Origin of the sequence: Amycolatopsis sp. NPDC049253 (genome assembly GCF_040678995.1) — a bacterium.
GTDB lineage: Bacteria > Actinomycetota > Actinomycetes > Mycobacteriales > Pseudonocardiaceae > Amycolatopsis.
This window is the reverse complement of the sequence record NZ_JBFAQX010000033.1, coordinates 26,688-53,118: the sequence shown is the minus strand read 5'-3', so window position 1 is coordinate 53,118 and position 26,431 is coordinate 26,688. Positions and strand designations below refer to the sequence as shown.

The window sequence follows — 26,431 nt, the reverse complement described above, 5'->3', positions numbered from 1 at the left end:
ATGCTGACCGTGGAACACCTGAGGAAGTCCTACCGCTCCGCCGGCAGCGAGCTGGAGGTGCTGCGCGACATCTCGTTCACCGTGAACGCCGGCGAGTTCGTCACGATCGTCGGCCCGTCCGGCGCCGGCAAGACCACCCTGCTGCGCTGCCTGTCCGGGCTACTGCCCTCGTCCGGGGGCAAGGTCGTGCTCACCGAGACGGGCAAGGTGATCCAGAGCCCGCCGCCGGAGGTCGCGTGTGTCTTCCAGGACTACAGCCGTTCGCTGATGCCGTGGTCGAAGGTCGGCCGCAACGTCGCGATCCCGTTGAAGAACAAGATCCGCGACCGCGCGGCGCGGCGGGCGGCGGTGCGCAAGGCGCTGGAGGAGGTGGGCCTCGACGGGTTCGACGACAGCTACCCGTGGCAGCTCTCCGGCGGGATGCAGCAGCGGGTCGCGATCGCGCGGGCCATCGCCTACAGGCCCGAGTTCCTCATCATGGACGAGCCGTTCGCGTCGGTGGACGCCCAGACGCGTGCGGACCTGGAGGACCTGGTGCTGCGGGTGCGCCACGACGCCGGGCTGACGATCGTGCTGGTCACCCACGACATCGACGAGGCCGTGTACCTCGGTGACCGGGTGATCGTGATGTCCGGACGCCCGACCACGGTGCTGCGGACGCTCGACGTCGACCTGCCCCGGCCGCGCAGCCAGGTGACGACCAAGGCCCTGCCGCGGTTCACCGAGCTGCGCACCGAGGTGCTCACCCTGATCAGCGGCGCGAAGACGGGAGCTGCCCGATGACCGCAACCGTGCTGTCCGAACGGCTGAACCACCCCGTGAGCACCGCCGAGCTGCAGCGGCGGTGGCGCGCGATCCGCGAGGGTATGGCCGCCTGCGGGATCGACGTGCTGGTGGCGCAGACGAACAATGACTACGTAGGCGGCTACATCCGGTACCTCACCGACATCCCGGCGACCAACGGCTACCCGGTCACCGTCGTGTTCCCGCGCGAGGAGCCGATGACGATCATCCGGCACGGCGCGCGGGGCGAGGATCTGGTGATCGATCCCGGCCACGACCCGGTGCTGCGCGGCGTCGGCCGGGCACTGGCGAGCCCGTACATGAGCTCGGTGTCCTACACCCGCTACGACGGGGCGGAGCTCGCGCTCGACGCGCTGCGTCCGTTCGCCACCGGCCGCATCGGGTGGGTCGGCACCGGCACGATCCCGCTGGCGTTCGGCGAGTACCTGCAGCGTGAGCTGCACGCGGCGTCGTTCACTGAAGCCGCTGATGTCGTCGACACCGTCCGCGCGCTCAAGTCCGAAGAGGAGCTGGAGCTGGTGCGCGCCACCGCGAAGCTGCAGGACGCGGCGATCGCGGCGGCGTTCGACGCGCTGCAGCCAGGCATGCGCGACAGCGACGTGGCCGCCGTCGCGCAGCACACGGCGCAGTCGCTGGGCAGCGAGCAGGGCATCTACTGGTGCGTCTCGACCCCGCTCGGCGAGCCCGGCCGGATCGCGCACCCGCACAGCCAGCACCGGGTGATCCGCGAGGGCGATGCGTTCCACCTCATGGTGGAGGTGAACGGCCCTGGCGGGATGTACACAGAGATCGGCCGCTCCGGCGTCGTCGGCCGCGTCCCGGACCGGATCGCCGAGGAGTACGACTTCTGCCTGCGGGCGCAGCGATTCTGCTACGGCCTGCTGCGTCCCGGCGCCGCACCCGCCGACATCTGGGCGGAGTACAACGAGTTCCTGCGCGACAACGGGCGACCGGAGGAGCTGCGGCTGCACTGCCACGGCCAGGGCACCGACCTCGTCGAGCGCCCGCTGATCCGGGCCGAGGAGCCGATGGCGCTGGCGGCCGGAATGAACATCGCGTGCCACCCCCGGTACGTGCTCGACGGCTTCTGCCACTGGGTGTGCGACAACGTGATCATCGGCGACGACGGCGTCGAGGAGCTGCACAAGTTCGACAAGCGGCTGGCCGAGCTGGGCTGATGACGAGTCAGGTCGTGGCTGCCGGCCCGGACGAGGCGCTGCCCGCGCTGCGCGCCGCCGCGCCGGGGCGGGTCCGCGTCGTCCCGCTGCCCTCGTCCGGGGGACCGGCAGCGGTGCGCGCGTTGCGGGACGTCGAGTTCCTCGTGCTGGAGCACCAGCGCACCGACCTGCTCCCGGTGCTCGGCGAGCTACCCGCCTTGCGGGTGGTGCAGACGCTGATCGCCGGTGCCGAGTGGCTCGAGCCCTACCTGCCGGACCGGGTGCGGCTGAGCCGGCCCGCCGGTGCGCGCGACAACGCGGTGGCCGAGTGGGTCGCCGCGGCGTTGCTCGGGCTGGCCAGCGGGCTGCTGCCCGCCGTGCGCGAGCAGCACCAGCGGCGGTGGCGCCGGGCGGAGAGCGCGGAGCTGGCCGGGGCCCGGGTGGTGCTCGTCGGTGCCGGGTCGATCGGCCGTCGCGCCCGCGACAAGCTCGCCGGCCTCGGGGCGGTGGTCACCGTGGTCGCGCGCAGCGCTCGCGCCGGCGTGCACCCGGTGACCGAGCTCGCCGACCTCGTGGCCGAGGCCGACGCGGTGGTCCTGCTCGTGCCGGCGACCGCCGACACCGCGGGGCTGGCCGGGGCGGGAGTGCTGGCCCGGATGCCGGACGGGGCCGTGCTGGTGAACGCCGCGCGCGGCACGGTGGTCGACACGGCGGCGCTGACCGCCGAGGTCCTCGCGGGGCGGCTCCTGGCGGTGCTGGACGTCACCGACCCCGAGCCGCTGCCCCCGGATCATCCACTGTGGACGGCCCCGGGGTGCTTCCTCTCGCCGCACATCGCGGGCGCGACGCGTCAGGGAAAGGCGCGGGCGATCGAGGCGGCGGCCGACCTGCTGGCGCGGTACGTGCGAGGCGACGGGTGAACCGCGCCGGCAACATCGCCGAACTGCGCGAGCGCGCCCGCCGCCGGGTCCCTCGCCCGGTGTTCGACCTGGTCGAGGGCGGCGCCGAGGACGAGGTGACGGCGCGGCGCAACGTCGAGGCGTTCCGTGCCACGCGGCTGCTGCCCTCGGCCCTGGCCGTGCCCGGCGAGCGCGATACCGCGGTGCGGATCTTCGGCGACCGGGTGGCGGCGCCGATCCTGCTCGCCCCGACCGGCGCGGCTCGGGTGCTGCACGGCGAAGCCGAGATGGCCGTCGCCCGGGCGGCCGCCGCCCGCGACACCGTCTACGTCCAGGGCATGGTGTCCAGCTTCACGCTCGAGCAGGTCGGCGCCGCAGCGCCTGGCCCGCGGTGGTACCAGCTCTACCTCTGGCCGGACCGTGCGGCGGTGCGCGCGCTGCTGGACCGCGTCGCGGCGGCGGGGTACCGGGCTCTGGTGGTGACTGTGGACAGTGCGGTGTTCGGCAATCGCGAACGGGATCGCCGCAACGGGTTCACCGTGCCGATGCGGTTCGGGCCTCGGATGGCGCTGCACTGCGCCACGCGACCGAGCTGGGCGGTGGACATCGCGCGCGGCCACCTGCGCCGGCGCGGCTCGCGCCACGGCCGGGTCGCGCCGCACGCGATGCAGCGAGACATGCTGCGCAGCCTCTACCCGGTGACTGCGCAGGACCTCGCGGACCTGCGCGCGTGGTGGCCCGGGCCGCTCGTGGTCAAGGGCGTGCTTCGCCCGGCCGACTGCCGAGTGCTGCTCGACCACGGCGCCGACGGCATCGTGGTGTCCAACCACGGCGGCCGACAGCTCGACCGCGCGCCCGCCACCATCGAAGCCCTCGCAGGCGTCGTCGCCGAGGTCGCTGGCCACGCGGAGGTGTTCCTGGACGGCGGCGTGCGACGGGGCACCGACGTGCTCGCCGCCCTGGCCACCGGCGCCCGCGCGGTGCTGGTCGGCCGGCCCTACTTGTACGGGCTCGCGGCCGGCGGGCAAGCGGGCGTCGAGCGGGTGCTGCAGGTACTGACCTCGGAGCTCGACCGCGCGATGGCCCTCACCGCCTGCGCCCGCATCGAGGACATCGACCACCGCGTGCTCGCGACGAGCATCGCCGGAGCCCTCACCGTGGCCCACCCTCCCGCGGGCGGCTGCCAGAGGGGGCGGTTGCGGTGATGAGCCTTGGCGAGGAACGCGATCCGGTGCCCGCAGCGGTCACGCTGACGGTGGGATCAGCGTGGCTCTGACGTTCCTGTGCGGTTTCGGGAGCATGCCCACTTTGGCACGTCGACCGGGAGCGCAGGCCTGGGTCGCGCCGCTTGTGGCACCCGAGGCGCGACGTCGGCACGCAGATCGTGAGGTGGTCGGACGGTGCGCCGGCTGATCCTGCCGGTGGCGGCCGTCGGGGGAGTCAGGCTGGTGATCGGCACGCCATGCCGCTCCCGATGCACCTCCGGCGGAGGGATCTACCGGTCGGGTTCGGCCTCCGCCAGCCGCTCCTGCAGGCGGGCGTGGCGGAACTGGTAGACGCTGCCCGCCTGCCGCAGGACACCGCGGCGGTGGGCGTCGTCGAGGAAGTGCATGAGCCGCCAGGGAAGCCGGCCGGTCGCGGCGAGCCAGAGGTGGTGGACGAAGTAGTTGCCCCAGGCGCGCGTCACCAGAACCGCCAGACCGATGCCCCCGCCGAAACACACGCCGACCACGAACGGCAGCACCGGGTCCGTCGCCGGAGGGAACACCTGGCCACCGGCGATCGCGCCCGCGAGGCCGTAGCACACGGCGGCGACGCCACGGGCCATGAAGAACCCGAACAACGCTCCCGCCAGCCCGCCGGCGACCGCGAGCGCCAGGTCGAACCGGCCGCCCAGCACCGGCAGGAACCGCGTCTGCGCGGTGAACGCGAACGCGATCCCGTCGAACAACCCCCCGGACACGAGGAAGGAGACGGACAACGCGATCGCACCGGTCCGTTCGTTGCGCAGGATCGTCGTCGGGCTCGACACCCGGCTGGCGTCGACGGGTTTCGCGAGCCACACGTGCACCGCGAAGACCACGCCGAACACTAGCGCCAGGAAGACGACCAGCCCGGGGGCCAGCGACCAGCCCAGCCCGAGCGCGACGCCCACCACCGCGCCGACCGCGAACCGGCCGGCGAACTTGCCCGCCGCGCCGGCGAAACGCAGTTCGGTGCGCAGGGGCTCCGGCGGGCGCCCGAAGCGGTGGGTCAGGTAACCGGCGCCGCCGAACGAGAGGGCGTAGATCGCGGCCAGCGCCGGCCCGTCGGACAACCAGCCGGTGGCGAGGAAGAGCAGCGCGATCAGCACACCGACCAGTCCGGCCCGGGTCCCGGCGGGAACCGCCCGGTGGAGCTGCCACCAGGCCAGGTCGCGGCTGCGTGCCCGCTCGAGGTGCCGGGCCAGGAAACCCAGCCAGCGGTTCGCCTGTGCTGCCGTGTACCGCCCGGACGGGCTGGTCTTCGGGTTCCGCCCCGGCGGCTGTGGCACCTGCGCGTAGGTGTGGGGGAGGAACGAGTCGAGCAACTGCGCTTCCAGCGCCGCCGCGTCTTCCGCGGCGAGCAGCTCCGCGGGATCCTCGCCCGGGCGGCCGTAGACGATCCGCGCGAGGTCGACCATCAACGGTGTCCGCAGCACGCGCCCCAGCGGCCCGTCGGGGTCCCGGCGCAGCCGCTCGGCCACGGGATGCCAGCGGTCGGAGCCGGCGCGTTCCCGCGCGGAAAGGTAGGTGATCGCCTCCTGGCGGCTCACGGGTTCGAGCCGCACCACGGTGGCCGAGCCCATCACGGTGCCGGACTCGCGCGTCACTTGCTCGTACTCGGCGGAGCGGCAGGTCAGGACCAGTGAGCGGCCCACGGCCGCGGTCTGGTCCAGTGCGTCGAGCGCCGCGACGCGCAAGTCGGCCGGCATCTCGTCGAGCCCGTCGAGGACGGGGACCACATGGCCGCCGAGGACGAGCCGGGTGGGCGCGTCGGGTCCGTACTCGCGGGCGTTGAGCAGAGCCGGGTGGTTGTCGGCGAGCCGCCCCGCCAGCCACCGGTCGAGGTGTTCGCGCCGCGGGTCCCACGAAGCCAGCGACAGCAGGAGCGGCACCGGGGCGCCCGGGGGCCGGGTGCGCAGCAGCTCCAGCGTCAGCACCAGGGCGAGTACCGACTTTCCGGAACCGGGATCGCCGAGCACGACCAGCTGCCGCACGGGCAGCTCCGAGTAGGTCTCCGCGATGTCGTCGAGGTCGCCCCGGAGAGCCGGCTTTCCCGGTCGCGCGCCGGCCGACCACCGCAGGGTGATCGGCTGCGGCCGGTGCAGTGAACGCAGCTCGGCTTCGGCCCGCCACTGCCACGTGACGGCTTCGGCCAGCTCCGTGATCGCAGGGCCGAAGTGGTGATCCGGCGGGGATTCCGGCTCGGCCTCGGGAGCGGGGATGACGGCAGCTGCGGCGGTGGGCGTGGCGTCGGCCAGAATCTGCTCGTGGAGCCGGCGCAGGTCGGGGTTCGGGTCAACGCCGAGCTCGTCGGCCAGCCGCCGGCGCAGGCCGTGGAACAGCGTCGAGGCCTCGGCGTAGCGGCCTTCCTCCGCGAGCGCGCGCATCAGGAGCAGGTGGGACGATTCGCGCACCGGGTGCTCACCGCAGAACGCGGTCAGCTCGCGGACCACCTCGCCCGTTTCGCCGAGCCGCAGCTGCCATTCCGCGCAGAGCTCGACGGCGTCGGCGCGCTGTTCGTCGAGCAGCGCCGCCCGGCCGGCCAGCGTGGTTGTCCGCAGCCCGTCGAGCGCCGGGCCACGCCAGAGGGCGAGCGCGCTGCGGATCTCCTCGACGGCGTCGACGAGCTTCGCCTGCCCGGCGAGCCCTCGCGCCGTCGCGACGTGGCGGCGGAACCGGAGCAAGTCGAGGTCGCCGGCGTCGGTCTGCAGCCGGTACCCCGGCCCGTCGGTGAGGATCACCCCGCCGGTCTCACCGAGCCGGGCCCGCAGCGCGGAAACACAGTTGCGCACCTGCTTCACCGCCGTCGTCGGTGGCTCGTCCTCCCACAGCGCATCGATCATGCGCTCCACCGGCACGACCGAGTTGGGGCTGAGCAGAAGGGCGGCGAGCGCCCGCTGCTGACGCGGGCTCACCAGGAGGACCCGGTCCCCGTACGCCCGCACTTCCAGCGTCCCGAGAATCCGGAACCTCATGCACATCCCCCCTCGGTCTCAAGGCTAGCGCCCGGCGCCCGGTCCGAAACGCGCAGGTCGCAGCCGCAGATGTCGACCGGAGGACGAAACGAGGACGGCGTCGGCGACTCTGGGGACACGGCGAACGAGGGGGAACGCCGGGGGAGACCCGGTGGCGGGCGCGTCGTTTTGGGGGTCGCGCCCACCACCGGGACCGTCGGAGGGTTACCGGCCGAAGGTGTTCTTCGACGGGTGGGTCGACAATGCCGCCTGGTTGAAGGTGACCGCCACGCCGTGGCCCCGCAGCCGCGAGGCGCGCTGGTCGATCTTCCAGCCGTCGATCCGAACGCCCACGGTCCGCTGCCGGGTCTGCTCGTCGGTCAGCCGCACCCGCACGGAACTCGACTCGCCGCCCGCCAGGTTCAGGTAGTTGTCGCTGAAGGTGGCCGGCAGCACGCGTTCGCCGGTCCGGGTGTCGTACACCTGGAGGTGCACCATCAGCGCCACGGCTTCGCCGGTGTTCTCGACGTTTACCGTCAGCTCGAGGCTGTCGCGCCCGTGGTCCGCGTCGGCCGTGACGGAGACGGCGGCGGCGGGGGCGTCGTCCAGGCTCGTGAATCCCGCGGGCCGGGCCGGGTTCTCGAGCCAGTAGAAGTTGCGGACCAGTTCCGCGCCGCGCGAATCCTCGAACACGAGCCGGACGAAGGCGATGTCGGAAGGCGTGCCGTTCAGCTGCTCGGCGATGCTGCCGATCACGGTGTGGTCGGACCCCGCCGCCCCGCCGACGCGCAAGGACGTGCTCGCGAACTCCGCGCCGGTCAAGTCGTAGAACGTCGCGGCGACGGTGCCCTTCACCGCCGACCGGGTGTGGTTGGCGACCACGACGTCGAGGGTCTGGCTGTCGAGGATCACGTTGACTCTGCGGCACGCGTGCTGCACCGCGTAGAACGACGAGTGCGCCTCGAGGTCGTGGCTGTACATCTGCCAGACGAAGCTGGGCTGCGCCGGGTTGGTCATCCACATGATGACGCCGGTGCGGGGGTAGGGCTTGCCCGGCGCGGCACTGACCATGTTCGCGGCGTGCGCCTCGTAGATCGCCTTGATGCACTCGTAGTTCATCAGCTGGGACTTGCGGGCGAAGTCCGGGAGGTTGCGCAGTTCGCCGTAGCGCTGGGCGGTGAGCTGGAGGTACCCCGCGCCGCCGCCGTTGCCGCCGTTGCCGTTGACGTCGCGATCGGCCCAGAAGTCGTCCGGGTGCTCCCACGACGCTTCGGGGAGCATCTTCTTGATGAACTCCAGCGTCGGGATCGAGTACGAGCCCACCTCGTTGTGGAACGGCGGCCAGCGCGTGCCGTCGTTGAGGGAGAAGTGGGTGCTCGGGGTGACCCAGTGGTACGGCCCGCCCGAGCTGTACCCGCTGATGGGGTCCTTGCCGGTGTCGCCGGCCGAGCTGGTCAGCGAGGCGCGCTTGGGGTCCAGCTCGGCGACCAGCGCGTCCAGGCCGTCGATGAGCGGCTGCGGCGGCGGGCCTTCATTGCCCCCGCACCACAGCAGGATCGACGGGTGGTTGCGGAACCGCACGATGCAGTCGCGGATGTTGTCCAGATCGCGGGCGACGTTCTCGGGCGGCGGGCCTTCGGTCGAGCAGAAGAAGTCCTGCCAGACGAGGATGCCGAACTCGTCGCACGCGTCGAAGAAATCTTCGGTGCTGCTCTGGCCGTTCCAGTTCCGGATCAGGTTGAGGTTGGCGTCGCGGTGCAGCCGCACCTGATCGCGCAGGCGTTCGCGCGGGATGCGCTTGAGCGCTTCGTCCAGGCCCCAGTTGCCGCCCATCACCATGATCGGCTGGTTGTTGACGGTGATCGCCAGGCAGTCGGCCGGCGAACCGGACGGTGACTGGATCGGCTTCGTGTACTCGATGCGCCGGACGCCGAAGTCCACCGTCCGCTCGTCGTGGACCTGACCGCCGGCCTCGACGGCGATCGTCAGCCGGTAGCGGTGGGGGTCGCCGTACCCGTTGGGCCACCACAGCTTCGGGCGGCTCAGCCGCAGCGCGGCGATGTCCTTCGACGTCAGCGTGACCGAGGACGCGCCGGCCGCCGCGGTCACGGTCTTCTCGAAGTCGCGACCGTCGAGGGATCCCTTCACCACCACGGTTTTCGATGTGTCGAACGCGCTGTCGAGGCCGAGGTCGATCGTGATGTCGGCCGTGCGCAGGTCGGCCGAGAGCGTGGGGTCCACGCGCACGTCGGCCAGCCGGACCGGACCGGTGGTGGACCAGGTGACCGGCTGCCAGATGCCGAGGTCCCGGTCGGGGATGGTGGGCAGCCAGTCCCAGCCCGCCGTGCAGAAGAACGTGGGCCCGTTCTCCAAGGTGATCCCGGTTTTGCCGCCGTTGCGCCCGCCTCGGGTCACGCCGCTGGCGTAGCTCGGCAGCGACGGCTGCTCGGAGTGGTCCAGCTTGCCCACGAGCACCGCGAGGTGCGCCGTGCCGTCCGCCTTCGCGACGATGTCCGTGACGTCGAAGACGCCGCGCTTGAACGCGCCCTCGACGGTGCCGACCTCGGCGCCGTCGAGCCAGATGGTGCCGAGGTAGTTGATGCCGTCGAATCGGAGCCAGAACCGCTGGCCCGGCACCAGCCGTGGCACGGGGAACGCGACCCGGTACCAGTAGCCGGTGTCCTTGAGCGTGTCCGGGACCGTGTCGGTCACGATGTGGCCGTAGAGCGGATCGGGGTACTCGCCGTTCGCGATCATGCTGGTGAGCGGTGTGCCCGGCACCACGGCCGGCTTCAGCCCGGCGACTTGGCGCCCGCTGGCCAGCTGCGCACCGGTCACCGGCGTACCGTCGGCCGCCGCGAAGCTCCAGCCGCCGGTGATCTCACGCCCGTCGACGCGCAACGGGTGGGCGCTCGCCGTCCCGCCGGGGGCCGCACCGGCGACACCGCCCAACCCGAACGCCCCGAGTACACCTCCACCGGCGACGGCGATTCCACCGGACAGGAAAAGTCTGCGATTCACCTGGGTCACGTCGCTCCCGATGCGTTGTGTTGACAACGTTGTCAGTGGTGCTGCGAATTCCATCGTCGACAGACGGTGGTCTTCTGTCAACCGACCTTGGGAGGGTTGTGGCGACTGATAAACGACGCGAACTGCACCCGTGCAGGTGGCATTTGTGCGCTGTGTGCCCGACAGAATACGTCTTCGGCATCCTGCCGAACCGAAGGTGATCGACTTGGCTGCGAAGCCCGGGCCACGCCGACTGACGACGATGTCAGGAACGCCCGACCGGCGACCGCTCAGTCGAGCATGCCGCGACCCAGCCAGTCGTCGGCATCCCGGACGCCGGGCAGGGCGAAGAAGTAGCCGCCGCCGAAGGGGGAGATGTAGTCGACCAGCGCTTCGTCGATGAGGAGCGTCTGGACGGCGACGAACTGCCGGTCGAGGTCGGCGTTGAAGCAGATGAAGATCATGCCCATGTCGAGCTGCCCGTTGCGCTCGATGCCGGCGCTGTAGTTGAAGCCGCGGCGCAGCATCCGTCGGTCGTCGGCGGTGCCGTCGTGCGGGTTGGCGAGGCGGATGTGCGCTGTCAGCGGCACCGTGTTGCCGTGCGCATCCCTGTGGTAGCTGGGGATCTGGAACTCCTCCTCGCCGGCCACTCGTTCGCGCCGGCCGGACAGCGGTGCGCCGGTGTTCCGGTCACGGCCGAAGATCCGTTGCTGCTCGTTGATCGAGATCCGGTCCCAGAACTCGACGAACATCCGGATCAGGCGGACCACGTGGTAGGAACCACCGGTCACCCAGTCCGGTTCGTCGCCGCCGGCCTTGGTCCACACCAGCTGATCGACGAGATCGGCACGGTCGAGGATCTCCTGGTTGGCTGTGCCGTCCTTGAAGCCGAACAGGTTGCGGGGCGTCCCGCTCGGCCGCGGCGGGCTGGTGAAGCCCTCCATCTGCCACAGCACCTGCAGGTCGGCCCGGGTCGCGCGCATCAGGATGCGCAGCGCGTGCAGCACGGTGTCGGGGTGATCGGCGCAGATCTGCAGCAGCAGGTCGCCGTCGCAGCGTTCGGGGTCGAGCGCGTCGTTCGGGAACTCGTCCATGGCGCGCAGCCGGGCCGGTTTGACGTCGGCGAGGCCGAAGCGGTCGTCGAACAGGCTCGCGCCGACACTGACCGTGACGGTGAGGCCGTCGGGCACCGTTCCCGGGCCGAGCACGCCGTTTTCGTACGGGGGAGACACGAGCCCGTCGTCGCTGCCGCGCCCGGCCGGTGCGTCGCCCCCGGCGACCAGGTAACGGATCGTCGCCGTCAGCGTGCGGAACATCCGCCGCAGCGCCGGCCGGTCGGCCGCGGTCACGAGGAACGCGATGACGACCGCCGCGCGCTGTGCGGGCTCGAGAATGCCGGCCTGGTGGGCACCTTCGAACGGCCGGTTCGCCGGCACGGTGGTGTCGTGGTCAGTCATGGGTGATCGGGCCTCGGTCGCGGGTGGCGTTGCGCGGGTCGACGACGACCGCGGCGTGGGAGAGCAATTCGACGCTGTGCTGCACTGCCGCATTGACCGCGGCCCGCTGCCGAACGGTCAGTGAAGCCAATCCGGCCCAGCCCTCGGCGTGGTGGTGGCCGCGGACCAGCTGCTGGGTGAGCCGCAGCTGCTCGTCGGTCTGGTCCAGGTACGGGTTCTGCTTGCGCAGGATCGGGCGCAGCGGGTCCAGAGCCTGCCAGACCCCGGTGAGGTTCGCGTCCACGGTCGCCAGCTCGGTCTGACTGCCGGCGTCGCCGATCCCGTTCAGGTCCCATTGCAGGGCGTCTTCGAGGATCTCGTGCGCCCGCCGTCCCATGTCGATCGGCGTGATCGCGTTCGGCAGCGCCAGCTCGTCGGCGAGCCGCCCGATCGCCTCGAGCAGCGCATCGACGTGCGGCACGATCGTCGCCGGTGGCCGGTCGTGCCACACCATCGCCTCGATCTTGCGGAAGCCGGTGAAGTCCGCGTCCGCGAGGCGGACGGGGGCGACGCCGCGCGGCGGGTCGGCGTTGATGTCGTCACCGGTCTCGTCGTACGCCCGGTAGGCCCCGCCCAGCGTCTCGTAGGTGAGGTGCGCGATCAGCCAGTCGGCTTTGGCGGCCGCTGCATCGCCGGCTTGCAGGTCGCCGCGCAGCCGGTTGACCTGTTCGGTGAGCGCGGGCAGCTGCCCGGTGATCCAGCCTACGTAGGTGTTGATCGGGATCCGCAGGTCGAGCCCGGTCACGGGGATGATCCCGTGCACGTCGTAGGGCAACGGGGCACCTGTGACGACGACCGGCCGGCTGTACTTGATCGTGTAGTCGGTGATGCAGACCCAGCGGTAGGTCCCGGGCGGCACCGATGCCGTGACCGTGCGGGTGACGCCGCGGCCGAAGTGCTCGACCTCGACGTAGATCCGCTCGGTCGCGGGGTCCTCCAGGTAGATCTCGGCGCCGGCGCCCTCGTTGTTGACGAAGAGGAAGTCGTAGCGGCCGGCCGGTCCGCCGAGCCAGTCGTCGATGCCGTAGGGCGAGCCGACGACCAGCACGATGGGCTGCGGCCGGCTCGGTGGTGTGGCCGGGATGTTCACCGAGGCCGTCGTGCTGGTCACCGGGCCCAGCTTGGGTGTCGGTCGTGAACGCATTCGATGGTGCCCGTTGCGCACCGGTGAACAGCACGTGACCGGCCGCGCAGGTCGAGACCGCGGTCGTCCTGAGACTTCCCGGAACGTTCATAACCTGATTCTCGCGGCGTCAAGACTTGCGGCAGTTGACTTTGCGGGACTCCCCACCACGAGAGGTCAGGTACCAAACCCATGTCTGACAACGATTCGGCATCCGCGGACGGCAACAGAGCGGCCACGGAGCGCAACCGGATCAGCCGGCGCCGACTGATCCAGGCCGCGGGTGCCGCCGGCGCCGCGGTCGCCGCCGGCGGGCTGTCGGCCGTCCCGGCCGAGGCCGCACCGGCCGGTGCCACAGTGGCCGACGCCGCGGTGGCCGACGCCGCGGTGGCCGACGCCGCACAGGGCGGCAAGTCCGGCTCGAAGCATCGCACCGGCACGATCAAAGACCTGAAGCACATCGTGATCCTGATGCAGGAGAACCGGTCGTTCGACCACTACTTCGGCACCCTCGATCTGGCCGGCGCGCGCGGCTTCGGTGACAAGCAGGTGCTGACCTGGCAGAACGGCCAGACGATCTACTACGACCCCAACAGCCGGGCCGAGGGTTATCTGCTGCCGTACCACGCCGACAGCCTGAAGTACAACGCGCAGAACACCAGCGCGCGCAACCGGTACTTCAAGGAAGCCGACGTGCCGTGGCACCACGCGATCGCCAAGGCCTACACGATCGGTGACCACTACTTCTGCTCGCTGGACACCAGCACCAGCCCGAACCGCATCATGATGTGGGCCGGCACCAACGACGCCGCCGGCACGCAGGGCGGCCCGGTCGTGAACAACAACGGTGACTACGGCTACGCCTACAAGTTCAAGACGTACCCGGAAACGCTGCAGGACGCCGGTGTCAGCTGGCAGATCTACGTCAACAACGACACCGACGACAACTTCCTCGGCGACTACACCGACAACACCGTCCGTTCGTTCGCGGCGTTCGACCCGAAGAACGCGACCCCGGAGAACACCCACCCCCGCAAGGGCCTGCTCGCCCGCGGCGGCGTGGTGCACGCCCACACCGCGCAGCCCGCCGGCATCAAGAACGACACCTCCAACCTCGACTACGTGTTGAGGGACTTCATCGCCGACTGCGAGTCGGGCGATCTCCCCGAGGTGTCCTGGGTCGTCGCGCCCGCGGCGTGGACCGAACACCCGACGTACGCTCCGAACAACGGCGCGGTCTACACCGACCGGGTGATCCAGGCGGTGCACGACAACCCCGAACTGTGGGAGTCGACGCTGATCATCCTGAACTACGACGAGCCCGACCACGCGAACCGCATCGGTGAAGGCGGCTTCTTCGACCACGTCGTGCCGCCGATCCCGGAGACCGGCACGGTCGGCGAGCGTGCGCCCGGCATCAAGCCCGGCATGGGCGGTCGCGTGCCGTTCGTGCTGGTCTCGCCGTGGACCCGGGGTGGCTTCGTCAACTCCGAGGTCTTCGACCACACCTCGACGATCCAGCTGATCGAGGAGTGGACCAAGAGCCTCGGCAAGCCGGCCATCTGCACGAACATCAACGACTGGCGGCGCAGCGTCTCCGGCAACCTGCTCTCGGCGATCGACTTCGGCAACTTCGACACGTCGTTCCCGAAGCTGCCGAAGCCGGCCGACCTGCTCAAGTCGGTCGTCGTCGACGCCGGCCTGCCGGCGGTGCCCCAGCCGGCCGTCGGGGCGCAGGTCATGCCGACCCAGCAGATCACCGGCAAGGCGAAGCGGAGCCCGCTGTCGTTCCAGCCCAACGGCGTCCTCGTCGAGAACCACAGCACCGGGACCGCGACCGCGACCTTCACCGTCGAAGGCGGCAAGGCGGTCAGCCTGGTCGGGCTGGCCGACAAGTACGTGCCCGCCCTCGTCGGCGCCGAGCCGCTCGGCATCGGCCAGGACGCGCTGCCCCTCACGGCCGGCACCCACGGGTCGAAGTCGTACACCTGGGACACCAAGGCGACGAACGGCAAGTACGCGTTCACGTTCTATGGGCCCGACCACTTCATCCGGTCCTTCGCCGGCACCGTCGTCCCGGCCAACGACCAGACCTCGGCCCAGCCGCGGGTCGACGTCCGGCTGGTCAAGGGGCGCACGCGGCCGGACGGCCGGGGCAAGTCGGCCGACGCGACCGTCGAGTTCACCCTGTCCGCCGACGGCCGCCGGTCAGTGACCTACACGCTGACCCCGAACGACTTCGCCGGGAAGAAGACGACCATCCAGGTGCCCGCCGGCAAGCACAGCGTCGTCACCTGGCCGACCGAGGACGGCTACTACGACGTGATCATCACCGCGAAGGAGTCTGCCGACTTCATGCAGCGGTTCGCCGGTCGCGCCGCGGAGAAGTGAGCCTTTCGCCGTTTGTTTTGAGCTAGTCGCGATGTGCCCGCGGTCCCACCGGATCGCGGGCACATCCGCGATACGGCCGACGGCCTGGCCATGCTGGCGGAGTGCCGAAGTTGTGGCGTGCGGTGGGGTGCCGCGGTCGAGTGGGTCGTCAGGGCGAGCAGTCGCAGCCCAGGGACTGACCAACCACGCCCGCACCCATGACGCCACACGAAACAGCAGAAGGGCCGCCTCCGGACCAGCACCGGTCGGGATGCGGCGGCTGCTGCTCAGTCGGGCGGCGGCGTCGGCTCCGCGCCGGAACGGCTGCCGGCCTGCAAGGCCCGGCGGATGACGAGAGCGCCGCACAGCCACGCGGTTCCGAAGGCGATGCCGCCGATCACGTCGGTGGGCCAGTGGACGCCGAGGTACACCCGGGTCCACGCGATCGCCACCACGTAGGTGCCCGCGATGATCCACAACGTCGAGCGCAGGACCGGCCGGTCGCGCAGCCGTTGCGCCGCCAGCCAGGCGAGCACGCCCGCGGCCAGGATCGCGTCCGAGGTGTGGCCGGAGGGGAACGACTGGCCCGACGCGGCGACCGCCCAGTCGGTCTCGGGCGGGCGCGGCCGCGCGATCAGCGCGGAGAGCCCGAACCGGCACAACACGCCCAACCCGACGACCCCGGTGACCAGCGCGGCGCGCGTCAGCCGCGGACCGAGCGAGCCTCGTGTCAGCGCGAGCGCGGCGAGGAACACCGCCGGCACGGCGAGCGCCGAGGACGCCGTGCTCGTCAGGGTCGCGGCGAACGAGACCACCGGCGCGCAGCGGTGCGCGACGACCCACGAGTGCACGCCGAGGTCGAATCCCTTCGTCCAGGGCAGGATCCCGGTCGCCGAGACCGTCAGCAGCAGGAAAACCAGCGTCGCGACCTCGGCGACGGCCGGGACCAGCACCCCGCCGCCGGCCTCCGGTTCCGCGGTCGGCTGCACGGCTCGACTGTAGGTTCCCGACGACCGACGGGAGGTTCGAGCGAGGTCAACGGCTTCGCAAGCCGATTCAACCCACCGCTCACCGAACGCTCGCGGTCCGCTCAGCCACGCGCCGGTAGCTCGCGGTGGAAGCGCCCGGAGGCGCGACTGCACGTCGTGATCGTCGATGACGAGGCCTCGCTGCGGGACGCGCTGTCGCGCATCCTGTGGTTCGCCCGGCTGACCGTACTGGTGGCGGTGGCCGTGGTCGCCGTCTCTCTCCTCGTGGCTGGTGACGCAGGCGAGCCTGTTCCGGCAGTTCGACGCGCAGGTGCAGGCCTGTGCTCAGGTGGCCGCGAAATCCACGTCGCCGGCCGACGCGCGGGCCACCTTGCGCTCGGCCGATCGCGACGGCCGAAGCACGGACCCGGGCCACGGCATCGGCCTCAGCGTCCAGTTCCTCGACCCCGCCGGCAGACCCACCGGGGCTGCCGGGGAAGTGAGCGGCTTTCCGGTCGCCGCGCTCATCGGCCCGTGCGGTCGCGGAAACGGCGTTGCACCCGCCGATCGCGGTGCTGCTGGTTCTCTCCGGCGGGATCGCCCTCGCAGTGGTGGCGCATCTGGCGACGCTGCCGCGGAACGGTGCCCTGTCCGTCCTCTTCGGACTGTGGATGGCCGGGCTGTTCGCGGCTTTGCTGGTCCTGGAAACCCCAGCACCACCGTCGTCACGGTGAACGGCGACGACCGCGCCGGCACGCGCGAGAGGCTCGTCTCCGCGTACCACCGCTGGTGCTGTGCGTGGCGCTCTTCGGGTCGGTCCCGATCTGCTTCGGGCTCGCGTCGTCGGTCTTCGCCGAGGATCGGGCGGCGGATGGGCGGGCCGTCGTGCGTTACCAGGTCACCGCGAGGGTGTTTCCCGGCCCGCTCGCCCTGCCGACGGCCGGCACCGAGGTCTCGCCGGGCACGCGCCGCGTCCGTGGAATGTGGACCGCGCCCGACGGGGCGGCCCGCGGCGGAGATCTCACGGTCGAGATCGACCCCGCCGGACCGCGGACGGTGAAGATCTGGGTCGACCGCCAGGGCGTGCAGCAAGCGGCGCCGCGGACCACCGCCGACCTGCTGTTCGTCGCGCTCAGCTACGGCGTCGTGGTCGAGTTCTGCGCGGTCGTGGCGGCCGCGCTGGTGTACGTGACGACGCGGTGGTGGCTCGACCGTTTCCGTGCCCGGGGCTGGGACCGTGAGTGGCGGCGGCTCACCGGCGTCGGGACGGACGTCTGATCTCCTCGTAAAACGACAGTGGTGTAGAAATACTACATGCCTGTCGAAGATCTGGACTACCGCGGAAGGCGGTCTCCCGCATGAACCCGTTGAGCGCGACGTCGTGGCTCTCGAGCCTCGGCACGGCGGGGGTGTTCGTCGTCCTGTTCGCCGAAACCGGCCTGCTGATCGGGTTTTTCCTGCCCGGTGACTCGCTGCTGTTCACCGCCGGGCTGTTCTGCACCACCAGCGCCACGGCCACCGTCCACCTGTCCCTGCCGCTCGTTCTGGTGGCCGCGGTCGCCGGTGCGCTGCTCGGGGCGCAGACCGGGTTCGTGCTGGGCCGCCGCGGGGGCCGGGCGCTCCTGGCGCGCACGAGCAACGCGCACCTGCACCGCGGGATGACCAGAGCCGAAGAGCTCTTCACCCGCTACGGCCACGCGAAGGCGATCGTCCTCGCCCGCTTCATCCCGGTGGTGCGCACGGTGCTCAACCCGCTCGCGGGCATCCTCGACGTGCCCGCGCGGACGTTCACCCGGTGGCAGATCCTCGGCGGGCTGCTGTGGTCGGTCGGCGTCACGATCGCCGGGTATCTTCTCGGGGCGAGCATCCCGGGGATCGACCAGTACCTGCTCCCCATCATCGCGCTCGTGGTCGTCGTCTCGCTGATCCCGCTGGCGCTCGAACTGCTCAGGAGCCGCAAGCAGCGCCGGGGAGCCGGCTCCTGATGTTCCCGCTTCGTAGCAGCTTCAACACCCTCAGTATCGTCGGCAAAGGAAAAACGCGGTGAGTGCGATCGACCTCGGCCAATCCGTGATCCTCGGGATCGTGGAAGGTTTGACCGAATTCCTGCCCGTGTCCTCCACCGGGCACCTGAAGATCGCCGAAGGGCTGCTCGGCATCCCGGTCGACGACCAGTCCGTGGTCGGGTTCACCGCGGTGATCCAGGTCGGTGCCATCGCCGCGGTACTGGTGTATTTCTTCCGCGACATCGTGCGGTTCGCCGCCGCGTGGGGGCGCGGGCTCGTCAACGCGCAGGCGCGCCGGGAACACGACTACAAGTTCGCCTGGTGGGTCATCCTCGCCACGATCCCGATCGTCGTCGCCGGCCTGCTGTTCCAGTCGCTGGTGAAGGGACCGCTCGCGTCGTTGTGGGTCGTCGCGATCTCGCTCATCGCCGGCAGCGCGATCATGTGGGCCGCGGACCGCTTCGGGACGGGCAAACGCGGTGAGGCCGACACCACGTTCACCGACGCGATGCTGGTCGGCTCGGCGCAGATCCTCGCCCTGCTGTTCCCCGGGTTCTCCCGCTCCGGTGCGACGATCTCGACCGGGCTCCTGCGCGGCCTGGACCGGGTCGCCGCCACGCGGTTGTCGTTCTTCCTGTCGATCCCGGCGCTGACCGGCGCCGGCCTCTACGAGCTGAAGGACGCCCTCGGCGGCGGCCTCGACGTGCTGCCGCTCGTGGTCGGGACGCTCGTGTCGTTCGCCGTGGCCTACGCCTCGATCGCCTGGCTGCTCAAGTACGTCGCCGGGCACACGTTCACGGCGTTCGTGATCTACCGGGTCGTCGCGGGGGTCGCGCTGCTCGCCGCGTTGGGATCGGGCCTGCTGTCCGCCTGACCGGCACCGGGTCGCGCGGGCAGATCGTTCAGGCTCCGCTCACGCAGGATCGGTGCGTCGCGATGACCCCCGTCAGGGAGCAGTCCGGCGACGTTTACCTGCGTGGGCCGCGTTTCGCGGCGCGCAGCCGTTCCTGGCGCAGGGCCCCGATTTCCGGCAGCGGCAGCGCCGCGGGCGGCGCGCCGAGCGACCAGCCCAGCAGCAGGTCCGCGAGGGCGGGGTTGCGGGCCAGGACCGGCCCGTGCAGGTAGGTTCCCAGTACCCGGCCCGTGAGGGCGCCTTCGGTGCCGTCTCCGTTGCCGGTGCCCGCGCGCACGGGTCCCAGGGGACGGCTGCCGATGCCGAGCCGCGAGCGGCCGAGGTGGTTCTCGAAGCCGGTGAGCGGTTCGGTGCCGAGCTCGGCCGCGACGTCGACGACGACCTCGCCCACCGCGCGCCGCCTGCCCGGGGTTGTGCCGGCGTCGAGGAGCCCCAGCCCGGTGTGGGTGGCGCCGTCGGAGGTGGTGAACTGCGTGCCGAGGATCTGGAAGCCGGCGCAGACGCCGAACACCGCGGCGCCGCGGGCGACCGCCTGCTGCAGGCCGGGGTGGGCGCGGAGATGGTTGACCGCGAGGGCCTGGGCGTCGTCTTCGCCGCCGCCCAGCAGGTACAGGTCGAGCGACGACGGCACGGTTTCGCCGTGGCGGATCTCGGTCACGGTGGCGGCGATGCCGCGCCACTGGGTCCGGCACCGCAGGACCTGCGCGTTGCCGGCGTCGCTGTAGGTGCCGAGGATGTCGGGCAGCACCAGGCCGATGCGCAGCGCCGAGTCAGGCGGCGTCCGGGCCGGGTCAGCCATGGCCGAGGTGCTGTTGTGTGTCGCGGAAGGCGGTGTAGTTCGCGACGAGCTCGACAGGCCCCGCCGGCAGTGACGTGATGGCCGCCAGCGGCTCCCGGCACAGCGTGTGCCGCACTTCGGCGTAGGTGAGGCGGACGGCCACGTCGGTCGCGCGCTCGCCGGCGGCGACCACGTGGCGCCCCCGCAACTGCTCGAACGGCACGTCCCACAGCCACGACGTGTCACGCCCATCGGCCTCGCCGCTGTTGACCGCGACCACCACCGGCGAGCGCGGTGCGAGCAGCGGCAGCGTTTCCCGCCAGCCCGCGGGGTTCTTCGCCAGGAGGACCCGCACCGACCGCCCCGAGACGACGGCCCGCCGGTAGCGTCCCGAGACCTCGCCGATCGCGCGCAACTGGGCGACGGCGACGTGGGGCGACACCCCGAGGCGCTCGGCCGCGGCGACCGCGACGGCGGCGTTGGCGGCGTTCGCCCGGCCCGGCAGCCGCAGGTGGAGCGTGACGGTGGGTCCGCCCGCGGTTTCCACCGTGTCGTCCCGCAAGATCCACAGTGGATCCGGGCGGGCGAGGCCGCACACGCAGCGCCAGCCGGCCCTGTCACGGCGGATGGCCTGTCCGCACCGGGCGCACGCCACGGCGTCGGCGTGCCACTCTTGTCCCACGCTGATCCAGAACGGCCGCGCCGACGCGAGCGCGGCGGAGGTGACGAGCGGGTCGTCGCAGTTGGCGACCACTGTCGTGTCCGGCAGTGCGGCGCAGATCGCCCGGAACTCCCGTTCGATCGTGCGCACCTCGCCCACCCGGTCCAGCTGGTCGCGGCTGAGGTTGAGCAGCACCAGGCACGAAGGCCGCACCTGCGCCGCGACGCCGGACAGGTAGGTCTCGTCGACCTCGAGCACCGCCACAGTTGCCGTCGGTTCGGCGACCAGTGCGGCGACGACTCCGTCGGGCATGTTCGCACCGTCGCCGTTGCCCGCGACTTCGCCCAGCGTCTCCAGGACCCGCCTGAGCATCAGCGCCGTCGTGGTCTTGCCGTTGGTGCCCGTCACCAGCACCACGGTGCGGTTCCGGCTCAGCCGCCGCAGCACACCGGGGTCCAGCCGGAGCGCGATCCGCCCGCCGATCACGCCACCGGCGCCCAGCCCCAGCCTGCGGGAGACCGCGGCGGCGAACCGGGCCGCCGCGACGGCCAGCCGGGTCCGCACCGGCAGGCGCCGCGGACCCGGCTCGATCGAGGCTCGCGCGTCGAGCACTGCCGGGGGACGGGGGCTCACCACTGGATCTCCTTCGCATGCCTGCGGGGGTTCGCGGTCACCCTCGTCGGGACCTCCTGTGAGGACGCTGAGGACGTGGCGAATCCCGCATTCACCGAACGTTACGCCAGTGCGGCTCAGGAGACGGTTCGAGCAGGGTTGACCGAACGCTGTCCAATAGATCCACAGTGGATGACGTCAGCGGCGGGCAAGATCGCGTTGGCTCATGGCTTACCTCGGCAGCGGCAGCCGATCCGGCAACGGATGCCGGCCGCCGGTGTGCCGCTCCATCACCCGGCCCGGTGGGCGCGGCGAGCAGCGCCGGCACGGGAGCGGCCGGCCGAGCTGAGTGTCTCGGTGTACAGCGTCAGCAGTTGTTCGGTGGCGGTGTCCCATCCGGAACCGGTTGCGTGACGGCGCGCCTCGGCGCGGTGGTCGCCGCTCAGCAGGGCGCGGGCGTGGGCGGGCAGGTCGGCGAGCCGGTCGACGGGGAAGAACTCGGCGGCCGTGGTGCCGGCGAGCGTCGAGCGCGCCGCCGGGCTTTCCGCGGCGAGGACGGGCAGGCCGCTGGCGAGCGCTTCCAGCAGCACGAGCCCGAGAGTGTCCGTTGTGGACGGGAAGACGAACAGATCGGCCGCGCGGTAGGCCTCGGCGAGGGCGTCGCCGTGGAGCATGCCGGTGAAGACCGTGCCCGGCGGCAGGGTGCGTTCGAGGTGGGCGCGGGCCGGGCCGTCGCCGACCAGCACGAGGCGGAAGCCACCTGCCGGCGCGGCCAGGGGAGCGAGCCGGTGCAGGCCCTTCTCCGACGCGAGCCGGCCGACGTACAGCACGACCGGTCGCCCGTCGGTGCGCCCGCGCGGTGCGGGGCGGAAGCGCTCGAGGTCCACGCCGCGCGGCCACAGGCGGACGCGGTGGATGCCGTGGCGCGCCAGCTCGTCGACCGATGCGCTCGACGTCGCGAGGTTGAGGTGCGCGCGCCGGTGCAGGGCGCGCAAGAGCGTCCAGATCAGCGGCACGGCGGCGCCGAGGCGGTAGTGACGCGCGTAGCGGGCGATGTCGGTGTGGTACGACGCCACGGTGCGGCGGTTCTGCTTCCGCGCGGCGAGTAGCCCCGCGATGCCCAGGAACGCCGGGTTGACCAGGTGCACCACGTCGGGGCCGAACTCGCGCAGGTGCCGGCCCACCCGGGGGAGCGGCAGCCCCCAGCGTTTGCCGCCGTAGAGGAACTTCGCGCCGGCCGCCCGGACCGTGCGCACCCGCGCGCCGGCCAGCGTGCTCGGGCCGCCGGCTTCCGGGGCGATCACCAGAACGTCGTGGCCGCGCGCGTGCAGTTCGCGCACGGTGGCGACGAGCCGGGTCACGATCCCGTCGGTCGAGGGCAGCCACGTCTCGGTGACGAACGCGATGCGCACGGCCTTACCGGGCCTGCCGGCCGGACGCCTGCGTCACGCCCAGGAAGGCGACCAGTGCCGCGATCACCAGCAGCAAGGTGACACTCACGGGACCGGTGCCCAGCCCCACGCCGCCGCGGTCGGGCTCGACGCCGAGCCAGTCGGCGAACGAGGCCCCCAGGGGCCGGGTCACGACGTACGCGGCCCAGAACGTCGCGACGGAGCCGAGTCCGGCGAACCGCCGGGCCAGCGGCGGGACGGCGATGACGACCGCGAAGACCACCCCGGAGCCGAGGTAGCCCAGGTGCAGGGTCGTGGCGGTGAGGTCGCCGAGCGCGGTGCCGAGCGCGAAGGTCGTGCCGACGGCGAGCCAGTAGAACACCTCGCGCCGCGGGGTGGTGATGTCGTGAATGGACAAGGTGTGCTCGAGCCGGTGCCACAGCAGGAAAACCGCGGCGAGCACGATCGCGAACACCGCCGTCGACACCGCGTACGGCACCCCGAAGCCGACGTGCGCGGCGTCGGCGGCCATCGTCCCGAACACGCTCACCAGGACCACGGTCGTCCAGTACAGCCACGGGCGGTAGCTGCGTGAAACGAACTGCGCGACGAGGGAACCGGCGAGCACCAAGCCCGCCACGCCCACCGCGATCACGGGATCCACGTGGTGCGCGAAGAAATCGCTCGTCGTCTCGCCGACGCCCGTCGTGAGCACCTTGATCACCCAGAACAGCGCGGTGACCTCCGGGACCTTGCTCACGGTGCGGCGGCCGGTGCGCGGGCCGCCGCCGCTCAGTTCCGCTGTCGTCATGGGGAAATCCTCCCAGGTGCCGACGCGCTCCGATTAGTCGGAATGATTGTTCCGACGGTGTTCTCGATGCTCATTTTGCCGGTTTTCCGCTTGCGGAAAAATTGCCGCTGGTAAACCTTCGGCTAACCTTCGAGGCGGTATCGTGTCGCCGATTTTCTCTGCTGTAGTGGGAAATTCAGTTCACGCGTTGTTCTTTCTCGTGTTCCCCGGAGTCCTCTTCGGGGGCCTGGAATACCCCGGGCGCCGCAGCCGGCGGCTGCCGGACAACAGGAGGAAATCCGTGTCGAGAACCCGTACACCCTTGTTCGCCCTTCTCGCCGCCGCGGGATTGTTCGCGACCGTCGCCCCGGCCGCGACGGCGCAGCCCGAGCAGCGGCACGTGCTGCTCGTCTCGGTCGACGGCATGCACCAGTCGGACCTCGCCTGGTACACCGCGACCCACCCGCACTCGGCGCTCGCGAGCCTGGTGGCGCACGGCACGCAGTACACGCACGCGAACACGCCCGTGCCCTCGGACTCGTTCCCGGGCCTCGTCGCCCAGGTGACCGGCGGCAACCCAGCGACGACCGGCGTGTACTACGACGCCACCTACAACCACGCGCTGCTGCCCGCGGGCACCACGAACTGCGCCGGCGTGAAGCCGGGCACCACAGTGGACTACACCGAGGACCTCGACCTCGACAAGAACTCCGTCGACGCCGGGCAGGGCCTCGCCGGGCTGCCCGCCGGTGTGCTGAAGATGACCGGGAACCCGCGTACGCTCATCGACCCGGCGAAGCTGCCGGTCGACCCCCGCACGTGCAAACCCGTTTACCCGCACCAGTACCTGCAGGTGAACACGGTCTTCGAGGTGGCTCGCCAGGCCGGGTTGCGCACCGCGTGGTCGGACAAGCACCCGGCCTACGAGCTGCTGAACGGCCCGTCCGGCACCGGTGTGCAGGACCTGTTCACGCCGGAGATCAACAGCCGGGTGCCCGGCGGGCCGTCCGGCGGCGACTGGACCACGGACAACGCCGCGACCCAGCAGTACGACTCGTACAAGGCCCGCGCGGTGCTCAACGAGATCGACGGCTACGACCACAGCGGCACCACGAAGGTCGGCACCCCGGCGGTGCTCGGGCTGAACTTCCAGTCGGTGTCGACCGCGCAGAAGCTGCCCGTCTCCGGTGGCCGGGCCGGCGGGTACACCGCCGGCGGCGCACCCGGCCCGGTCGTGCGCTCGGCGCTGGACTTCGTGGACCGGCAGCTCGGCGCGTTCACCGCGGAGCTCCAGCGCCGCCACCTCGACCAGAGCACCACCATCGTGCTGTCCGCCAAGCACGGCCAGTCGCCGATCGACCCGAACGCGCTGACCCGCATCGACGACGGGGCCCTGCTCGACGGTCTGAACGCGGCCTGGCGCGCGGCCCACCCGGGCGCGGCCGACCTCGTGGTCCAGTCGACCGACGACGACGCGATGCTGCTGTGGCTCAGCGACCGCTCGGCCGCGGCCACGACGTTCGCGAAGAACTACCTCCTCGCGCAGTCGGGCACCGGCAATGGCGTTACCGGCGCGCCGAAGCCGTTCGTCCACTCCGGACTGACGACCGTCCACGCGGGAGCGGACGCCGCGCGTTACTTCGGCGTGCGCCCCGGTGATGCCCGCGTGCCCGACCTCGTCGGCATCACCATGCCCGGAGTGGTGTTCACGGGCGGGCAGTCGAAGATCGCCGAGCACGGCGGGGCGGCCGCCGACGACCGGTCCGTCCCCCTGGTCGTCAGCGGCACCGGCCACGGGCGCAGCGTCGGCGGCGCGGTGGAGACCACGCAGATCGCGCCGACGATCCTGCGGCTGCTGCACCTCGACCCGCGCTCGCTCGCCGCGGTGCGCGAGGAAGGCACCCGCGTGCTGCCGGAACTCGACCGGTAGCGGGGCCGGCGCCCGCACCGCGGTTCGGGCGCCGCACACCCGACGAAACAGGCGCCGCCCGCACCCGGAGAACCCAACCGACTACATGGATGTAGATTTACTACATGCCTGTAGAAATCTTCGACGGCGACCGCGTGGTGATCGTGTCCGCGCGGGTCGGCGCCGGGCACGACGGTGCGGCGCGGGAGCTCGCCCGGTGGCTGGCCGAGCGCGGGGTGCGTGCCGATCGCGTCGACTTCCTCGACCTGCTGCCGGGCCGGCTCGGGCAGACCCTGTGCGGCGCCTACCACCGTCAGTTGCAGGTCGCCCCGCGCAGCTGGGACTGGCTGCTCGGGGCACTCGGCTCACCGGCGCTCGCGGCGGTCGCCCGGCGGCTCGCGGCCCTCGCGTCCGCCGGGCTGGCCGAGGTGGTGGGCGACGACGCCCGGCTCGTCCTGTCGACCTACCCCCTCGCGACCCACGCGGCGGCGCACCTGCGGGCGCACGGGCGGCTCGCGCCGGGGCTGGTGGCGTACCTGACGGATCCGTCGGTGCACCGCCTGTGCGTCAGCGCGGAGGCCGATCTGACCGTGGCACCCAACGAGACGGCGGCACGGCAGGCGCGAGCCTGGGGCGCGGGGCGGGTGCTGGTCGCGCCGCCGCTGGTCGCGCCCGCGTTCCGGCCGGTGGCCGGCGCGGCCGAGCGGACGCGGCTGAGGTTCGCGCACGGCCTGCCCGCAGATCGCGCGCTGGCCTTGGTCGTCTCGGGGTCCTGGGGCGTCGGCGAGGTCGAACGGACGGTGGCCGACCTGCGTGCCGACGGTTCGGCCGAGCCCGTGGTCGTCTGCGGCCGCAACGACGCGTTGCGCGAACGTCTGAGGGACACGGGGCTCCGGCACGTGTTCGGCTGGGTGGACACGATGGCGGACCTGATGCGCGCGTGCGACGTCGTGGTCCAGAACGCGGGCGGGCTCACGACTTCCGAAGCCCTCGCGACGGGGCTGCCGGTGCTGACCTACCGCTGCCTGCCCGGCCACGGCCGCGCCAACGCCGCCGTGCTGGACCAGGAGGGCACCGTGCCGTGGGTCCGGACACCCGATGCGCTCGGTCCGGCCTTGCGTGCGGTGCTCGCCCGTGACGCCGTGCGGGCTCTGCCGGTCGAGGTGGCCGGGTGATCCGCGTGGCGGCGGTGGGTGTGCCCGCAGAACATGCCGTTCTGGCCGCGTTGTTCCTGCCGCGCCTGCGTCTGGATGCGCTCGGTCCGGCCTTGCGTGCGGTGCTCGCCCGTGACGCCGTGCGGGCTCTGCCGGTCGAGGTGGCCGGGTGATCCGCGTGGCGGCGGTGGGA

General features: G+C 71.7%; 21 protein-coding genes. 12 read left to right on the top strand and 9 right to left on the bottom strand.

What is annotated here, in order from left to right:
• The 4 genes from AB0K15_RS40970 to AB0K15_RS40955 are packed head-to-tail and all read left to right on the top strand — an operon-like array spanning position 1 to position 4,065.
• Positions 1-783, top strand: a complete 783-nt coding sequence (locus tag AB0K15_RS40970; RefSeq protein WP_364063884.1) for an ABC transporter ATP-binding protein — start codon at positions 1-3, stop codon at positions 781-783.
• Positions 780-1,982 carry an aminopeptidase P family protein gene (locus tag AB0K15_RS40965; protein WP_364063875.1) on the top strand — a complete coding sequence of 401 codons (1,203 nt, stop codon included), beginning with the start codon at positions 780-782 and terminating at the stop codon, positions 1,980-1,982. The genes AB0K15_RS40970 and AB0K15_RS40965 overlap by 4 nt, the downstream gene beginning before the upstream one ends.
• Complete coding sequence (locus AB0K15_RS40960; protein WP_364063867.1) at positions 1,982-2,881, top strand: NAD(P)-dependent oxidoreductase; 900 nt, start codon at positions 1,982-1,984, stop codon at positions 2,879-2,881. Before AB0K15_RS40965 ends, AB0K15_RS40960 begins: the two co-directional genes overlap by 1 nt.
• Positions 2,878-4,065 carry an alpha-hydroxy acid oxidase gene (locus AB0K15_RS40955; protein WP_364063862.1) on the top strand — a complete coding sequence of 396 codons (1,188 nt, stop codon included), beginning with the start codon at positions 2,878-2,880 and terminating at the stop codon, positions 4,063-4,065. The genes AB0K15_RS40960 and AB0K15_RS40955 overlap by 4 nt, the downstream gene beginning before the upstream one ends.
• Positions 4,066-4,355: 290 nt before the next feature.
• Here the strand turns inward: AB0K15_RS40955 and AB0K15_RS40950 are convergent, their stop codons facing one another.
• The 4 genes from AB0K15_RS40950 to AB0K15_RS40935 form a co-directional block, all read right to left on the bottom strand.
• The gene (locus AB0K15_RS40950) at positions 4,356-7,079 is read right to left on the bottom strand and encodes a BTAD domain-containing putative transcriptional regulator (RefSeq protein WP_364063859.1); all 2,724 of its coding nucleotides are present in this window, start codon (positions 7,077-7,079) and stop codon (positions 4,356-4,358) included.
• A gap of 204 nt (positions 7,080-7,283) precedes the next feature.
• The gene (locus AB0K15_RS40945) at positions 7,284-10,079 is read right to left on the bottom strand and encodes a glycoside hydrolase family 2 TIM barrel-domain containing protein (RefSeq protein ID WP_364063855.1); all 2,796 of its coding nucleotides are present in this window, start codon (positions 10,077-10,079) and stop codon (positions 7,284-7,286) included.
• A 278-nt stretch (positions 10,080-10,357) separates the two neighbouring features.
• A complete protein-coding gene (locus AB0K15_RS40940; protein WP_364063848.1) occupies positions 10,358-11,524 on the bottom strand; it encodes a Dyp-type peroxidase in 1,167 nt (388 codons plus the stop codon).
• Positions 11,517-12,674 (bottom strand): EfeM/EfeO family lipoprotein, encoded by a 1,158-nt coding sequence (locus AB0K15_RS40935; RefSeq protein ID WP_364063845.1) that lies wholly within the window; start codon positions 12,672-12,674, stop codon positions 11,517-11,519. Before AB0K15_RS40935 ends, AB0K15_RS40940 begins: the two co-directional genes overlap by 8 nt.
• A 204-nt stretch (positions 12,675-12,878) precedes the next feature.
• Between AB0K15_RS40935 and AB0K15_RS40930 the strand changes: the two genes are divergently transcribed.
• The gene (locus AB0K15_RS40930) at positions 12,879-15,077 is read left to right on the top strand and encodes an alkaline phosphatase family protein (RefSeq protein WP_364063842.1); all 2,199 of its coding nucleotides are present in this window, start codon (positions 12,879-12,881) and stop codon (positions 15,075-15,077) included.
• Between the two features lie 266 nt (positions 15,078-15,343).
• On the opposite strand, the gene AB0K15_RS40925 is transcribed toward AB0K15_RS40930, so the two are convergent.
• Positions 15,344-16,045 (bottom strand): phosphatase PAP2 family protein, encoded by a 702-nt coding sequence (locus tag AB0K15_RS40925; protein ID WP_364063837.1) that lies wholly within the window; start codon positions 16,043-16,045, stop codon positions 15,344-15,346.
• 533 nt (positions 16,046-16,578) lie between these two features.
• On the opposite strand from AB0K15_RS40925, the gene AB0K15_RS40920 reads away from it, so the two are divergent.
• From AB0K15_RS40920 to AB0K15_RS40905, 4 genes are all read left to right on the top strand, one after another.
• A complete protein-coding gene (locus tag AB0K15_RS40920; protein WP_364063834.1) occupies positions 16,579-16,758 on the top strand; it encodes a hypothetical protein in 180 nt (59 codons plus the stop codon).
• Between the two features lie 64 nt (positions 16,759-16,822).
• Complete coding sequence (locus AB0K15_RS40915) at positions 16,823-17,302, top strand: hypothetical protein (RefSeq protein ID WP_364063832.1); 480 nt, start codon at positions 16,823-16,825, stop codon at positions 17,300-17,302.
• An 80-nt stretch (positions 17,303-17,382) separates the two neighbouring features.
• Positions 17,383-18,009, top strand: a complete 627-nt coding sequence (locus tag AB0K15_RS40910; RefSeq protein ID WP_364063829.1) for a DedA family protein — start codon at positions 17,383-17,385, stop codon at positions 18,007-18,009.
• A 58-nt stretch (positions 18,010-18,067) separates the two neighbouring features.
• Positions 18,068-18,904 carry an undecaprenyl-diphosphate phosphatase gene (locus tag AB0K15_RS40905; RefSeq protein WP_364063826.1) on the top strand — a complete coding sequence of 279 codons (837 nt, stop codon included), beginning with the start codon at positions 18,068-18,070 and terminating at the stop codon, positions 18,902-18,904.
• A 94-nt stretch (positions 18,905-18,998) separates the two neighbouring features.
• On the opposite strand, the gene AB0K15_RS40900 is transcribed toward AB0K15_RS40905, so the two are convergent.
• The 4 genes from AB0K15_RS40900 to AB0K15_RS40885 form a co-directional block, all read right to left on the bottom strand.
• On the bottom strand, positions 18,999-19,742 hold the full coding sequence (locus AB0K15_RS40900; RefSeq protein ID WP_364063823.1) for a glutamine amidotransferase: 744 nt from the start codon (positions 19,740-19,742) through the stop codon (positions 18,999-19,001).
• Positions 19,735-21,015, bottom strand: a complete 1,281-nt coding sequence (locus AB0K15_RS40895; RefSeq protein WP_364063820.1) for a MurT ligase domain-containing protein — start codon at positions 21,013-21,015, stop codon at positions 19,735-19,737. The genes AB0K15_RS40900 and AB0K15_RS40895 overlap by 8 nt, the downstream gene beginning before the upstream one ends.
• 269 nt (positions 21,016-21,284) lie before the next feature.
• On the bottom strand, positions 21,285-22,406 hold the full coding sequence (locus AB0K15_RS40890; RefSeq protein ID WP_364063817.1) for a glycosyltransferase family 1 protein: 1,122 nt from the start codon (positions 22,404-22,406) through the stop codon (positions 21,285-21,287).
• 4 nt (positions 22,407-22,410) lie between these two features.
• A complete protein-coding gene (locus AB0K15_RS40885) occupies positions 22,411-23,196 on the bottom strand; it encodes a hypothetical protein (RefSeq protein WP_364063814.1) in 786 nt (261 codons plus the stop codon).
• Between the two features lie 328 nt (positions 23,197-23,524).
• Here AB0K15_RS40885 and AB0K15_RS40880 point away from each other — a divergent pair, with 328 nt between their 5' ends.
• The 3 genes from AB0K15_RS40880 (at position 23,525) to AB0K15_RS40870 (ending at position 26,411) form a co-directional block, all read left to right on the top strand.
• Positions 23,525-25,105, top strand: coding sequence for an alkaline phosphatase family protein (locus AB0K15_RS40880; protein ID WP_364064019.1), 1,581 nt, complete (start codon positions 23,525-23,527; stop codon positions 25,103-25,105).
• A 104-nt stretch (positions 25,106-25,209) separates the two neighbouring features.
• A complete protein-coding gene (locus AB0K15_RS40875) occupies positions 25,210-26,259 on the top strand; it encodes a glycosyltransferase (RefSeq protein ID WP_364063811.1) in 1,050 nt (349 codons plus the stop codon).
• Entirely contained in the window at positions 26,256-26,411 is a 156-nt protein-coding gene (locus tag AB0K15_RS40870) for a hypothetical protein (protein ID WP_364063808.1), read from the top strand. The genes AB0K15_RS40875 and AB0K15_RS40870 overlap by 4 nt, the downstream gene beginning before the upstream one ends.
• Positions 26,412-26,431 lie beyond the last annotated feature (20 nt).